Annotated in this window: 14 protein-coding genes; 7 read left to right on the top strand and 7 right to left on the bottom strand. The window is 63.0% G+C overall.

Annotation, left to right across the window (positions count from 1 at the left end; genetic code table 11):
- Positions 1-12: 12 nt before the first annotated feature.
- Positions 13-1,593 carry an aldehyde dehydrogenase (NADP(+)) gene (locus AA098_RS11575; protein ID WP_064614233.1) on the top strand — a complete coding sequence of 527 codons (1,581 nt, stop codon included), beginning with the start codon at positions 13-15 and terminating at the stop codon, positions 1,591-1,593.
- A gap of 160 nt (positions 1,594-1,753) precedes the next feature.
- Positions 1,754-3,127 carry an 8-oxoguanine deaminase gene (locus tag AA098_RS11570; RefSeq protein WP_019751907.1) on the top strand — a complete coding sequence of 458 codons (1,374 nt, stop codon included), beginning with the start codon at positions 1,754-1,756 and terminating at the stop codon, positions 3,125-3,127.
- Positions 3,128-3,240: 113 nt separating this feature from the next.
- Here the strand turns inward: AA098_RS11570 and AA098_RS11565 are convergent, their stop codons facing one another.
- Positions 3,241-3,732, bottom strand: a complete 492-nt coding sequence (locus AA098_RS11565; protein ID WP_047603929.1) for a GNAT family N-acetyltransferase — start codon at positions 3,730-3,732, stop codon at positions 3,241-3,243.
- Positions 3,733-3,894: 162 nt separating this feature from the next.
- Here AA098_RS11565 and AA098_RS11560 point away from each other — a divergent pair, with 162 nt between their 5' ends.
- Entirely contained in the window at positions 3,895-4,485 is a 591-nt protein-coding gene (locus AA098_RS11560) for a biliverdin-producing heme oxygenase (RefSeq protein ID WP_003250835.1), read from the top strand.
- A gap of 199 nt (positions 4,486-4,684) precedes the next feature.
- The gene (locus tag AA098_RS11555) at positions 4,685-5,059 is read left to right on the top strand and encodes a hypothetical protein (protein ID WP_064614232.1); all 375 of its coding nucleotides are present in this window, start codon (positions 4,685-4,687) and stop codon (positions 5,057-5,059) included.
- Positions 5,060-5,088: 29 nt separating this feature from the next.
- On the opposite strand, the gene AA098_RS11550 is transcribed toward AA098_RS11555, so the two are convergent.
- A complete protein-coding gene (locus AA098_RS11550; RefSeq protein WP_003250831.1) occupies positions 5,089-5,244 on the bottom strand; it encodes a DUF2986 domain-containing protein in 156 nt (51 codons plus the stop codon).
- Positions 5,245-5,454: 210 nt separating this feature from the next.
- Between AA098_RS11550 and AA098_RS11545 the strand changes: the two genes are divergently transcribed.
- Positions 5,455-7,209: a phosphoethanolamine transferase CptA gene (locus AA098_RS11545; protein WP_082916886.1), complete on the top strand. Its 1,755-nt coding sequence runs from the start codon at positions 5,455-5,457 to the stop codon at positions 7,207-7,209.
- A gap of 10 nt (positions 7,210-7,219) precedes the next feature.
- Here AA098_RS11545 and AA098_RS11540 read toward each other — a convergent pair whose 3' ends face one another.
- Genes AA098_RS11540 through AA098_RS11525 form a run of 4 tightly spaced genes read right to left on the bottom strand, consistent with a single transcriptional unit; the run spans position 7,220 to position 10,624 of the window.
- Entirely contained in the window at positions 7,220-7,750 is a 531-nt protein-coding gene (locus AA098_RS11540) for a membrane integrity-associated transporter subunit PqiC (protein WP_004575415.1), read from the bottom strand.
- Positions 7,751-7,761: 11 nt separating this feature from the next.
- Complete coding sequence (locus tag AA098_RS11535) at positions 7,762-9,402, bottom strand: intermembrane transport protein PqiB (protein ID WP_004575414.1); 1,641 nt, start codon at positions 9,400-9,402, stop codon at positions 7,762-7,764.
- Complete coding sequence (locus AA098_RS11530) at positions 9,402-10,031, bottom strand: paraquat-inducible protein A (protein WP_012052818.1); 630 nt, start codon at positions 10,029-10,031, stop codon at positions 9,402-9,404. Before AA098_RS11530 ends, AA098_RS11535 begins: the two co-directional genes overlap by 1 nt.
- Positions 10,028-10,624, bottom strand: a complete 597-nt coding sequence (locus AA098_RS11525; RefSeq protein WP_003250821.1) for a paraquat-inducible protein A — start codon at positions 10,622-10,624, stop codon at positions 10,028-10,030. The genes AA098_RS11530 and AA098_RS11525 overlap by 4 nt, the downstream gene beginning before the upstream one ends.
- Positions 10,625-10,774: 150 nt before the next feature.
- On the opposite strand from AA098_RS11525, the gene AA098_RS11520 reads away from it, so the two are divergent.
- On the top strand, positions 10,775-11,248 hold the full coding sequence (locus tag AA098_RS11520; protein WP_003250819.1) for a YMGG-like glycine zipper-containing protein: 474 nt from the start codon (positions 10,775-10,777) through the stop codon (positions 11,246-11,248).
- Between the two features lie 44 nt (positions 11,249-11,292).
- Here the strand turns inward: AA098_RS11520 and AA098_RS11515 are convergent, their stop codons facing one another.
- The gene (locus AA098_RS11515) at positions 11,293-12,204 is read right to left on the bottom strand and encodes a LysR family transcriptional regulator (RefSeq protein WP_004575413.1); all 912 of its coding nucleotides are present in this window, start codon (positions 12,202-12,204) and stop codon (positions 11,293-11,295) included.
- 277 nt (positions 12,205-12,481) lie between these two features.
- On the opposite strand from AA098_RS11515, the gene AA098_RS11510 reads away from it, so the two are divergent.
- Complete coding sequence (locus tag AA098_RS11510; protein ID WP_003250815.1) at positions 12,482-12,868, top strand: VOC family protein; 387 nt, start codon at positions 12,482-12,484, stop codon at positions 12,866-12,868.
- Positions 12,869-12,901 lie beyond the last annotated feature (33 nt).

The following is a 12,901-nucleotide window of genomic DNA, read 5'->3' as shown; positions in this document are numbered from 1 at the left end:
ACGGGAAACGAAATGTCCATCGAACACCGCCTGAACCACATCGCCGGCCAGCTCAGTGGCCACGGTGACGTGCTGCTGCACAGCCTCGACGCCCACACCGGTGAAGCACTGCCCTACGCCTTCCACCAGGCGACTGGCGATGAGGTGGAGGCCGCCGCGCAGGCCGCCGAGGTGGCCTACCCGAGCTACCGCAGCACCCGCCCGGACCAACGCGCCGCTTTTCTCGACGCGATCGCCAGCGAACTGGACGCGTTGGGTGATGACTTCATCCAGGATGTGATGCGCGAAACCGCACTGCCTGAAGCACGCATCCGCGGCGAACGCAGCCGCACCAGCAACCAGCTGCGCCTGTTTGCCGAGGTGGTACGGCGTGGCGACTTTTACGCTGCACGCATCGACCGCGCCCTGCCCCAGCGCACCCCGCTGCCGCGCCCGGACCTGCGCCAGTACCGCATCGGCGTGGGCCCGGTGGCCGTGTTCGGCGCCAGCAACTTCCCTCTGGCCTTCTCCACCGCTGGCGGTGACACCGCTTCGGCGCTGGCCGCCGGCTGCCCGGTGGTGTTCAAGGCACACAGTGGGCACATGCTCACTGCGGCCCATGTGGCCGCGGCCATCGACCGAGCAGTGACCGGCAGCGGTATGCCGGCAGGCGTTTTCAACATGATCTACGGTGCCGGTGTGGGCGAAGCGCTGGTCAAGCACCCAGCCATCCAGGCAGTCGGCTTTACCGGCTCGCTGCGCGGTGGCCGCGCCCTGTGCGACATGGCCGCAGCGCGCCCGCAGCCGATCCCTGTGTTCGCCGAAATGAGCAGTATCAACCCGGTGATCGTGCTGCCGCAGGCTCTGCAGGCTCGCGGTGAACAGGTGGCAACCGAGCTGGCCGCCTCGGTGGTGCTGGGCTGCGGGCAGTTCTGCACCAACCCGGGCCTGGTGGTGGGTATCCGGTCGCCACACTTCGAGCATTTCCTGCAAACGCTGGTGGCACGCATGGCCGACCAAGGCCCGCAGACCATGCTCAACGTGGGCACCCTGCGCAGCTACCAGAACGCTGTGCAGCACTTGCTGGCGCACCCGGGTATCCAGCATCTGGCCGGCCAACCGCAAACGGGTAACCAGGCTCAGCCGCAGTTGTTCAAGGCCGACGTAAGCCTGCTGCTCAATGGCGACCCGCTGTTGCAGGAAGAAGTGTTCGGCCCTTGCACCGTGGTGGTTGAAGTGGCCGATGCCCAGCAACTGGCCGAAGCATTGCGTCACCTGCAAGGTCAGCTGACCGCCACCCTGATTGCCGAACCTGACGACCTGCACGCCTTTGCCTCACTGGTGCCGTTGCTGGAACGCAAGGCCGGGCGCTTGCTGCTCAATGGCTACCCGACCGGTGTGGAGGTTTCCGATGCCATGGTGCATGGCGGCCCTTACCCGGCCACCTCCGACGCCCGCGGCACTTCGGTCGGCACCTTGGCCATCGACCGCTTCCTGCGCCCGGTGTGCTTCCAGAACTACCCGGACGCACTGCTGCCGGATGCCTTGAAAAACGCTAACCCGCTGGGGATTGCCCGGTTGCTGGAGGGTGTGAGCAGCCGCGAGGCGGTGTGATCTTTCATGGCTGCAACCCGTGCCGGCCTCTTCGCGGCTCAAGCCGCCAAGAGGCCGGCACGGGTACTTCGAGCTGTATACAATCAGTAAAAAGCTTGCTTACAATACCGAGCGCCTATGACATCGGTAATCGCCGATGCGTATTGCGCAGGCTTGCACCATGTCATCTACAAACCCTGCAAAAACGCTCCTCGTCAAAAACGCCGCGCTGCTGGTCACCATGGACGGCGAACGCCGCGAAATCAAGAACGGCGGCCTGTTCATCGAAGGCAACCTGATCAAGCAAGTCGGCCCCAGCGATACCCTGCCGCAACACGCCGACGTGGTTCTGGACATGGCCGGCAAGGTGGTCATCCCAGGCCTGGTCAACACCCACCACCACATGTACCAGAGCCTCACCCGCGTGGTACCGGCAGCTCAGGACGGCGAGCTGTTCAACTGGTTGACCAACCTGTACCCGATCTGGGCGCGCCTGACCCCCGAGATGATCGCGGTGTCGACCCAGACCGCCATGGCCGAGCTGATCCTGTCCGGCTGCACCACCTCCAGCGACCATCTGTATATCTACCCCAACGGCTGCAAGCTCGACGACAGCATCCACGCGGCGGCCGAGATCGGCATGCGCTTCCACGCCGCGCGCGGCAGCATGAGCGTGGGGCAGAGCCAAGGCGGCCTGCCACCTGACGCGGTGGTGGAAAAGGAAGCCGACATCCTCAAGGAATCGCAACGCCTGATCGAGGACTACCACGATGCCAGCCACGGCTCGATGCGCCGTATCGTGGTCGCGCCATGCTCGCCGTTCTCGGTCAGCCGCGACCTGATGCGCGAAGCTGCCGTGCTGGCGCGCCAGTATGGGGTGTCGCTGCACACCCACCTGGCCGAGAACGTCAACGACATCGCCTACAGCCGCGAGAAGTTCGGCATGACCCCTGCCGAGTACGCCGAAGACCTTGGCTGGGTCGGCCATGATGTATGGCATGCCCACTGCGTGCAGCTCGACCAGCACGGCATTGAGCTGTTCGCCCGCACCGGCACCGGCGTCGCCCACTGCCCATGCTCGAACATGCGGCTGGCCTCGGGCATCGCCCCGGTACGCAAGATGCGCGACCACGGCGTACCGGTGGGCCTGGGGGTCGATGGCTCTGCCTCCAACGACGGCGCCAGCATGATCGGTGAAGTGCGCCAGGCCCTGCTGCTGCAACGGGTGGGCTTCGGCCCTGACGCGATGACCGCACGCGAAGCACTGGAGATTGCCACCCTGGGTGGCGCGAAAGTGCTCAACCGCAATGATATCGGCGCCCTGGCCCCGGGCATGGTCGCCGATTTCGTCGCCTTCGACCTGGGCCATGTGGCGTATGCCGGCGGCCACCATGACCCATTGGCGGCACTGGTGTTCTGCACCCCGACCCAGGTGCATACCAGCGTGATCAACGGCCGCGTCGTGGTGAAAGACGGCCAGCTGGCCACCGTCGACCTGCCGCGCGTACTGGAACGCCACAACCAGCTGGCCCATCAGCTGGTCAGTGGCACTTGAGGCCAGGCATCAGCTCGGCATCGCCGGGTTGAATGAAGGTCATGCGCAGCCCTCTGGGCTGCGCTGTCATGTAGAAAAGCTGCGGGTAGCGCGCACTACGATTTCACGTTCACTCAAAGGTCCATGACCATCTCATGCCAGGCCATACCGCCGTGGTCCGACGGCGACGGTTTCACGTATCGGTAGCCCAGCTTCTGGTACAGGGCCACATGCTGCTCCTTGCACATCAGGTGAATGGTCTGCTTGCCCGCCGCGTGCATGCGCCCGATGAATTCGTTCATCAACAGTTTGGCGTAGCCTTTGCCCTGATGGGCCGGGTCTACAACCACCGACATGATCACCACGTTCGCGGCCGCCGGGTCATGGCCGACCAGCTCTTTGAAGGCCTCGTCGGACATCACGACCTCATGGGCGCAGCCACTGTTGATGAAACCAACAATCTCGCCGTCGCTTTCCAGCACCAGGAAGCCTTGTGGGTACTGCGTGATACGCGTGCGGATTTTCTCCAGCGTGGCCGCCTCATCCCCTTCATAGGCGCCAATTTCGATGGCGTAGCAACGCTCGGCATCGGCGGGAACGGGGGTGCGGAACTGAAGGGCGCTCATGGCAAGTATCCTTGGCAATGGTAAAGACAGCCGCCATGATAAATGAGCCTCGACCTTGCGCTCCATCATTGCGAACTCGGTCAGGTCCGGCGTGTGACGCTTGCTGCCTGCCAAGGAGGGCAAGCATCATGGGGGCCTTGCTCTATTGCCACGGATACGCCGATGACCGCTGTAACTTCCCCCTTCACCGAACCCAGCCGCTGCAAACGCCTGAAAGCGGCCAGCAGCAGGGATCATGACAGCGTCGATCAACTGGTAATGGCAGCGCGGCCCTTCGAGAACCGCGAGCGTTATGGTCGCTTCCTGCAGGTGCAGCACCGCTTTCATGGCAGCCTGCTGGCGTTGTATCAGGATGAACAGCTCAACCAGCAACTGCCGGGGCTGGCGGCGCTGTCACGTTTTGCGGCAGTCGAGGCCGACCTGCGCGACCTGGGCCTGTCGCTGCCAACGTCCACCCAACCGGTCTGTGTCAGCTCGGCCCAGGCCTTGGGATGGCTGTATTGCAGTGAAGGCTCCAACCTGGGGGCGGCGTTTCTCTACAAGCACACGCAACGTCTTGGGCTGGAGGGTGACAAGGGCGCCCGCCACCTGGCCCCCCACCCGGATGGCCGAGCGCTGCATTGGCGCGCATTTGTTGCCAGGCTGGACAGCCTGGTGCTGGGGGATCAGGAAGAAGCAGAGGTGGTGAAAGGGGCGATTGCTGCGTTCGACAGTTACCGGCGGCATTTGCGTGAGGTGTTTGCAGGCCTATGACTGACCAGTGGGGCACTCACGGCGGCTACTGCACAGCGCCAACCACCCCGGCAAAGTTCTTCAAGTTGTTGCTGTAGCGAACTTTTTCCTGATTCCCTGTCTATGTGTGAGGCACAGAAAGGTAGCGGAACGCGAGACAGGGTTCGCCCCACACCTGCTGGCCAGATGGCTCATTCGTTATCAGAGGTTGGCTACGCTCATGAAAATACATGTCGCAAGGTTGGTGCTGCTCGGCCTGTTCTCGCTCGCGGCGGTGGGCACGGCATCGGCAACGCAAATGGAAGCCGCCGAACCGGTTTCACCGGCTGTCCAGTCACCGTTAAAGCCAGCCGGCAACCCTTGGTCGAGCGTGGCCAGCGTGGCCGTTGAACAGCCAGCCACCCTCCTGGCGCATGATGACGATCGCTGGCACGACCACCGAAGCGACTGGCGCCGCGAACAGTGGCGGCGTGAACAAGCCCGCCGGGACTGGGAGCGGCGGCGCGACTGGGAACGGCGCCGTGATTGGGAGCGCCGCCATGAGCGCGCCATGCGCCAGCGTCATCATGACGCGCATCATTACTACCGCCGTTGAAGCCCAAGCAATCGGTTTTAGGGGCAGTGTCAGTCGGCCAGCTGCGGAGCCTCCCCCGCCGCCTCTGCCTCCATCTTCAAGCGGTCCGCCTTGCAGATGTACTTGGGCTTGCGTGGCGCCAGTTTGGCACTGGCCTTTTTGGCATGCGCCTGCAATAGCTGCTTGATCTTCTTACGACGGTTCATAGTCTACGGGGCCTTTCAGGACGTTTCGCTGCCGCCATCATACCCCGGCAGCCTGGGAAAACGCAGTGAACAGCCCAGCTTATGCCTGCTACGGCCACGCAGGTCACAGGATTCAACGCGTTGACGTATTTTTCACAGTCCGCAGATTAGCGTCACGCCCTTTCCGGTCACGCGCACAACCGCTGGCCGCCAAGGTACGACGAGGCATACGTGTCAAACACTACATCCCCCGCCGCGCACAAGCGCGTGGACTGGGCCGGCCTCGGCTGGCTCTTGCTGTTCTTCTGGTATTTTTCCGGTGTAACCCAGGCGCTGCTGCTGTTCAGCGGGACGACCGGCTTCGCCGGTTTTCGCGATGCGTTATTCCTCAGCAGCCTATGGCTGGCGCCCGTCCTGCTGCTGCCGCGCTTCACCCGCGCCACCGCGGCGATCATTGGTCTGGTGCTGTGGGCTGCATCGCTGGTGGGCCTGAGCTACTTCGGCATCTATCGCCAGGAATTTTCACAAAGCGTCATCTTTGTGATGTTCGAGTCCAACACCGCCGAGGCTGGTGAGTACTTCAGCCAATACTTCAGCGTGGGGCTGGGCCTGGCACTGGTGCTGTACACGCTGGTAGCGGTAATGCTATGGCGGCGCGTGCGCCCGGTCAGCCTGCCGCTGCGCAGCCGCCTGCCGGTGGTCGTGCTATTGCTGGTGGCCAACCTGGTCATGCCGTTCTACAAGCAGATGGTCACCCAGGAGCGAAACTTCGCCGATGCGCTCGAAAAAGTGCAGCAGCGAATGGAGCCGGCCGTCCCTTGGCAGTTGCTGGTCGGCTACCGACAGTACCGCCAGCAACTGGACAACATGCAGAAACTGCTGGCCCAGAATGCCGCACTGCCACCGCTGCAAAACCTGCGAGACAGCAGTGGTACAGCGCCACGCACCCTGGTATTGGTGCTCGGCGAGTCGACCACCCGCGAGCACATGCACCTGTATGGCTATAACCGCGATACCACGCCCAACCTCGACGCGCTGGCCGCCAGCGACAAGGGCCTGACCGTGTTCCGCGACGTGGTATCGCCGCGCCCGTACACCATCGAAGTGATGCAGCAGATCCTCACGTTCGGCGACGAGCAGAACCCGGACCGCTTCCTCAGCGACCCGTCGCTGATCAACCTGCTGAAACAGGCAGGCTACAAGACCTTCTGGATCACCAACCAGCAGACCTTGACCAAGCGCAACACCATGCTCACCACCTTCTCGCAGCAAACAGACGCGCCGGTGTACCTGAACAACCAGCGCAACCAGAATGCCAGCCAGTACGATGACGTGGTGCTGGCACCGTTCGAAAAAGCCCTGCAAGACCCTGCGCCCAACAAGTTCATCATCGTGCACCTGCTGGGCACGCACATGGACTACCGCTACCGCTACCCGGACGACTATGCGCACTTCAACGACAAGCAAGGTGTGCCAGCCAAGCTGACGGCGGACCAGGTAGAAACCTACAACTTCTATGACAACGCGGTGCGCTACAACGACTATGTGGTGTCGAACTTGATCAAGCGTTATGCGGCAGGCAACCCCAACGGGTTCCTGATGTACCTGTCCGATCATGGTGAAGACGTGTACAGCTCCGGTGACCACGACCGCCTGGGGCGCAATGAAGGCGCACCGACCCGGCCGATGTACACCATCCCGTTCCTGCTGTGGACCTCGCCTAGCTGGCAGGCCGAACACCCGCGTGACTTGCAGGCAATGGCCAACCGCCCCTACAGCAGTTCGCATCTGATCCATACCCTGTCAGACCTGGCCGGATTGAGCTACGACCGCTATGAACCGGCCAAGAGCCTGGTGAGCCCACAGTTCGTGGCAGCACCACGCTGGATCGGCGACCCGTACCGCAAGGATGGCTTGCGCGAGTTCGATCAGCTGCCGCAGGACAAGGCCGAAGGGGCACAGGAAACAGCCAGCACCCGGCAGTAATAAGGCCGGTTCATGCCCGGCAGCTACCCTGCAGGGCACTCCCCCGCACCGCCTCGGCCAACTTGCGCAGGTTGGCCTGGTGTGCATTCACCAGGCTGGTGATGCTGTTGTCCGCGGCAGTCTGCACAGACGTACGGCAGGTCAGCTCGGCCTGCCCTTGCTGCTTCAGGCGCCACACCGCCTCCAGCGAGGCATAGCGCCCCGGTACCGTGTCGAAGCGCTGCACATCCACCCGCAGCGACGCCTTGCCACCGCCCGCCGGGCCGCCCAACAGGTCCTGCAGGGCGCTGCGGAATTCATCCACCAGGTTGGCGCCCCACCACTCCGTCTCCAGGATGGCCAGGCCGCTCTGCCCTTGCCGCACCACCAACTGTGGGCGGTCGACCTGGGGCGGCACAGCCACCCTGACCACCTGGATGCGCTGGCCGCTGTCACGTACCGGTTCGCTCGGTACCAACGTGTGGTAGTTGTTCGGCGTACTGCTGCAGCCCCCGAGCCACACCAGCAGGCTGGCCACACATACATTGCGCAGTCGTTGCATCGGCTGTCTCCTCAGGGTTCAAGGTCTGCGGGCCCGGCCGCTTTCGGCCGGCCACGAATGAGCGACTCGGGGTGGCGGCCCAGGTAGTCGGCAAGGTCACGTAGCGAACGCGACATACGCTCCAGCTCGTCCAGTGTTTCGCCCATTCGCTCGCGCTGCGGCGAATCTTCGGAAATGGCCGAGTTGGCCGTGCGCAGGGTCTTGTGCACCTCGTCCAGCGCCACCTTCACCTCCGGCAGCGTCTGGCCATTGAACTGCCTGAGGCTGGCGCGCAGCTCACGCAAGCTACCGTCCAGGTTACCGGCGATGCTTTCCAGCGGCAGCTTGGCAATGCGCTCCATCACCCGCTGCAGCTGTTCCTGCAACTGCTCAAGGCTGCCGGGCAGCGTCGGGATCATGATGGGGTTGGCAGCCATGTCGAAGGTCACCTTGGGGGCATCCGGGTAGAAGTCCAGCGAAATGAACATCTGCCCGGTGATCAGGTTGCCGCTACGCGCCTGGGCCCGCAGCCCATGTTCGACAAACGTGCCAATCAGTTTCCGCGCACCTTCAAAATCGCCCTCGGTGTGCTTGAACACCGCCAGCATCTTGCGGTGCACCGGCCCTAGCCGCTGGGGGTAGATCACCGCATCGACCACTACCGGGAAGGTTTGCCGCGTAGCATCGTAATCGAGCTGGATCGAGGTGACCCGGCCAAATTCCACACCCTTGAACTCCACTGGCGCCCCCACCGACAGGCCCCGCATGGCCTGGTCGAAGCGCAACTGCAGGTACTGTGCCTGGCCATGCGGAGGCGACAGCGCCATGTCGCGGTCGGCGAATAGCTGGAAGCGGGACTGGTCGGCAGCAGGCTCGGCTTGCGCGGCGAAATCGGGCGAGCCGAAGGCCAGCCCGCCCACCAGAATCGACGACAGCGATTCGGTATCGACCTTCAGGCCATTGGCACCGATCTGCATGTCGATGCCACTGGCATTCCAGAAGCGCGTGTCATCAGTGACGAATGTGTCGTAGGGCGCCTGCACGAACACGCCAATCTCTACCCCCTTGCCATCACTCTGGAGCGCAAAGGAAACCACTTCGCCCACCGGGATCTTGCGGTAGTAGATCGAAGAACCGATATCCAGCGAGCCCAGGTCGCTGGCGACAAGAACGAAACGCTTGCCCTTTTCGTCATAGGTGATCGGCGGTGGCAGCTCCAGGCCGACAAAGGACTTTTCCGGCACCTTCGACTCGCCGGAATCGGCCCCGATGAAACTGCCCGAAAGCAGCGTGTCCACCCCGGAAACCCCGCCCACGCCGATGCGCGGTCGCACCACCCAGAAGCGCGCCCCCTGGGTAGCAAACGAACGGGCATCGTTGGAGAGCTGAACCTTGGCCACCACGCTCTTATTGTCGTCGGCCAAGTCCACCGTGGTCACTTCGCCGATCACCACGCTGCGGTATTTTACCTGGGTCTTGTGCGCCACCAATCCCTCGCCGCTGTGGAAAGAAATGGTGATCACCGGCCCTTGCTGCATCCAGTTGCGCACCACCAGCGAAGCGCCGATCAGGATCGCCAGGATCGGCACGATCCATACCAGCGACACACTCCAACGTCGGGTGCGCACTTCAACCTGCCCAGGGCCCTCGCGCTTGTCAGTCTGTTGCCCCATCAATGCGGCCTCCCCTCGTTGGCATGGCTATCCCAGATCAAGCGTGGATCAAAGCTCATCGCAGAGAACATGGTCAGCACTACCACCATGCCAAAAAACAGAATGCCCACACGCGGCTCGATGGTGCCCAGCCCGCGCAGTTGCACCAGCGCAGCCACCAACGCCACTACCATCACATCGAGCATGGACCAATAGCCGATCAGCTCGACGAAGCGGTACAACTGCGAACGCTGCCGGCAGGCCCAGGAAGAACCACGCTGGGCAGTGAACAGCAGCAGGCCAAGGGAAAAGAACTTGATGGCGGGCACACCCACGCTGGCAATGAAAATGATCAGCGCGATGTCCCAGGCCCCGGCTTCCCAGAACTCCAGCACGCCACCGCCAATGGTGCTTTCTGTACCACTGCCGAGCATTTCCGTGTGCATCACCGGCAGCAGGTTGGCGGGGATGTAGAAAATCAGTGCGGCCAGCAGAAACGCCCAGCCACGGCTGATGGCATTGGCCTTGCGCCGGTGAATGACGGCGCCGCAACGGTTGCAGGTGTGCGCGCCACTGCGCGTGTCGCATGCCTGGCCACAGCCATGGCACAGACACAAGCCAAGGTCGTGCGCCATGGCTGGGACAGTCATACCTGTTCCCACAAATCGCGGATGTCCTTGCCGGCAATGTGGATGATCAACATGCTCAGTGCGGCCAGGGCCAGCAGGCCGATACCGGGGATCACATCGAGCAGCCCCGCCAGCTTGATCACCGCCACCATCGCCCCCAGCAGACACACCTCCAGCATGCTCCAGGGCCGCAGGCTTTCCAGGCCACGCATGCACAGGGCAAAGCCGGGGGCACGCTGACCGGCAAGGGCAAAACTCAACACCCAGCACAACAGGGCAATTTGCAGCAGCGGCGCAAAAATGATCGACAGCGCCATGACCAGGGCGATGAAGGTGATACTGCCGTGACTGAGGATCTGCACGGCGTCCCACAATGTGGCCGAGTGGGTCAGCCCCTGCATGCCGATGGTCATCACCGGGTAATAGTTGGCGAACACCAGCAGGACACCGCCAGTCACACTCAATGCCAGCCGCTGCTCGATGGTCAGTGACCTGTGCCGGTACAGCACGCCGCCACAGCGCGGGCAAAGGGCTCGTTGATGTTTGAGCAGCGGTGCGCGGTGGTACACCGTGTCGCAATACTCACAGATGATCAGATCTTGCGTCTGGCTCATGGTTTGCCCGCAGGTAGCCTTGGATCAGGCCAAGAGGCTAATCGGAACGGCGTCTGATATCCGGTGTAGACCATCTGGGCAAAACTTCCATCACGACCTCAAAGGCGAACTATCCTGTGAGGCGGGCTTTCTGCCCGGTGGAGGTGTGCCATGCGTACGTTCACGTGGAGTTACCTGTTGATGCTGCTGTGCGCAGCATCGGCCGCCCAGGCGCAGTCGGTGGTGCCGCTCAAGGGCCAGAGCAGCCAGCAGATGCAACTGGATATCAACGATTGCAATACCGTCGCCACCAATGCCGCAAACGGCACGGCGACGTCCAGCGACCCCCATGTCGGTGGCCGGGTTCGCGGTGCAGCTGCGGGTGCCGCCGCCGGTGCTGTAGGCGCGCAGGTGCGCGGCAACCAGCATGACGCGTTGTACGACCGGGTGGGTGACGATGCCAAGCAGCAATACCGGCAGAACCGTGCCGGCGAAGTGGCCGCCGCCGGGGCCGCGGTCGGTGGCATGCGCCAGCGTCAGGACCGGCGCCAGGACCGGCGCGGCCAGGACGAGGCAAAAACCCAGGCCCATGCCAGTGCCTACAGCGGTTGCCTGCAGGGGCGCGGCTATCAGGTCAGCCCCTGAGCAATGCCACGCCATGCGCCTCCTGCCGGGGTAGCATGGCGTGCTCAGTTCAGGAACTTCGCCAGCTCTTCCCGGCAAAACTCCACGAACAACTGCGCCGGTTTGGTCAGCTGGACTCGCTTCAACCACGCCGCAGCCAGCCCCGACAGCGCCACCGGCTCGGCAATGTCGAGCATTGCCAGGCGCTGGCCGTCATAGGTGTATTCCGAGTGCGGACGGGTTACCAGCAACGAAAAACCGAAACCCTGACCGACCATACCGCGCACCATCTCGATCGACGGCGAACTGAAGACAATGTTCGGTGCCAGGCCCATCTCGTTGAACAAGCTGACGAAGTAGGTGCGGCTAGGGGCCACGTCCAGCAGGATCATCGGCTCCGGGCACAGGTCGCGCAGCGAGACCTGGGCCTGGCCGGCAAAGCGGTGGTTCTCGGGTAGCAGCACATAGGGCTTCTGCGGCGGCATCAGTGGCTCGGCCTCGATGGTGCCATCCAGGTCGTGGTCATAGAGAAATGCCAGGTCGAATGTTCCGGCGGTCAGGCCCTGGATCAGGTCCTGCTGTTCACCGTCGCGCAGGCGAATGTCCACACCCGGGTAGCGCTGACGAAAACCGGCGATCAGGCGCGGCAGGTAGAGTGGCGCCACGGTTTCGAAACAGCCAATGTCGATTTGCCCGGCGACGGTATCGTTGTCGGCCAGGGCATTCTGTTCGAACTCATGGGCCATCTGCAGCAGCGACTTGGTCTTGGCGTAGAAGCGTTTGCCGCTGGGTGTCAATGACACGCCCTGGGCGTGGTGGCGGATGAACAGCTGCACACCGAAACTTTCCTCCAGGCTCTTGATGGCCGTGGAGATGGACGGCTGGGCGATGTACAGCTGGCGTGACGCTTCGGCCACACTGCCCGCTTCCACGGTGGTGACGAAGTACTTCAGTTGTCGCAAGGTATAGGCAGCCACAGGGTACCTCTCTGACGCGGGTCTTGGCAGGCTGGGATCATGCCTCACACTTTACCCTTGGCTGCCGCTCTGCGGGCGCTGAGCGCTGAAGGATTTACCTATGCCTTGAACAGGTTTTTTGTAGGGTCTGCCAGTACCTCGTCTCACAGGCCTGCGCAAACCGGCGCCGCACCACGCTTGCACCTGTAACGGGCCCCCGTGGCACTGCAACCACTGGTCAAAAACGCCCGAACGTCTTTACTGATAGTCATCGGCCCCAGGTAAACGGTGTGTGCTTATGAAGATCGTGGTCACCAGCATCCTCGTCGACGACCAGGCCAAGGCCCTGGCTTTCTACCACTACGTACTCGGTTTCGAGCCAAGACACGACATCCCCATGGGCCGGCACCGCTGGTTGACCCTGACTTCGCCCAACGACCCCAATGGCGTCGAACTGCTGCTGGAACCCGACGCGCACCCGGCGGCCAAGGTATACAAGGCCGCGCTCAAGCAGGATGGCATCCCCGCCACCTCGTTCGGCGTGCGCGATATCCAGGCCGAATACACCCGGCTCTGTGCAGCCGGTGTGCAGTTCATCCGGCCACCAACCCCAATGGGGCCGGTTACCGTGGCGGTGTTCGATGACACGTGCGGCAACTTGATCCAGATTGCCCAGAAGCACTAGCCGGTTGCCCTTACCCCAATGCGCACCCACAAG

Origin of the sequence: Pseudomonas sp. JY-Q, assembly GCF_001655295.1 — a bacterium.
In the GTDB taxonomy this organism is placed as follows: Bacteria; Pseudomonadota; Gammaproteobacteria; order Pseudomonadales; family Pseudomonadaceae; genus Aquipseudomonas; species Aquipseudomonas alloputida.
This window is presented reverse-complemented; position numbering and strand designations above follow the sequence as displayed.

What these genes read in the sequence shown, in the direction of transcription:
- AA098_RS11520 (WP_003250819.1), top strand. Translation starts at nt 10,775, where the DNA reads ATGCGTACGTTCACGTGGAGTTACCTGTTGATGCTGCTGTGCGCAGCA.
- AA098_RS11575 (WP_064614233.1), top strand. Translation starts at nt 13, where the DNA reads ATGTCCATCGAACACCGCCTGAACCACATCGCCGGCCAGCTCAGTGGC.
- AA098_RS11550 (WP_003250831.1), bottom strand. Translation starts at nt 5,244, where the DNA reads ATGAACCGTCGTAAGAAGATCAAGCAGCTATTGCAGGCGCATGCCAAA.
- AA098_RS11510 (WP_003250815.1), top strand. Translation starts at nt 12,482, where the DNA reads ATGAAGATCGTGGTCACCAGCATCCTCGTCGACGACCAGGCCAAGGCC.
- AA098_RS11525 (WP_003250821.1), bottom strand. Translation starts at nt 10,624, where the DNA reads ATGAGCCAGACGCAAGATCTGATCATCTGTGAGTATTGCGACACGGTG.
- AA098_RS11555 (WP_064614232.1), top strand. Translation starts at nt 4,685, where the DNA reads ATGAAAATACATGTCGCAAGGTTGGTGCTGCTCGGCCTGTTCTCGCTC.
- AA098_RS11570 (WP_019751907.1), top strand. Translation starts at nt 1,754, where the DNA reads ATGTCATCTACAAACCCTGCAAAAACGCTCCTCGTCAAAAACGCCGCG.
- AA098_RS11535 (WP_004575414.1), bottom strand. Translation starts at nt 9,402, where the DNA reads ATGGGGCAACAGACTGACAAGCGCGAGGGCCCTGGGCAGGTTGAAGTG.
- AA098_RS11540 (WP_004575415.1), bottom strand. Translation starts at nt 7,750, where the DNA reads ATGCAACGACTGCGCAATGTATGTGTGGCCAGCCTGCTGGTGTGGCTC.
- AA098_RS11530 (WP_012052818.1), bottom strand. Translation starts at nt 10,031, where the DNA reads ATGACTGTCCCAGCCATGGCGCACGACCTTGGCTTGTGTCTGTGCCAT.
- AA098_RS11560 (WP_003250835.1), top strand. Translation starts at nt 3,895, where the DNA reads ATGACCGCTGTAACTTCCCCCTTCACCGAACCCAGCCGCTGCAAACGC.
- AA098_RS11565 (WP_047603929.1), bottom strand. Translation starts at nt 3,732, where the DNA reads ATGAGCGCCCTTCAGTTCCGCACCCCCGTTCCCGCCGATGCCGAGCGT.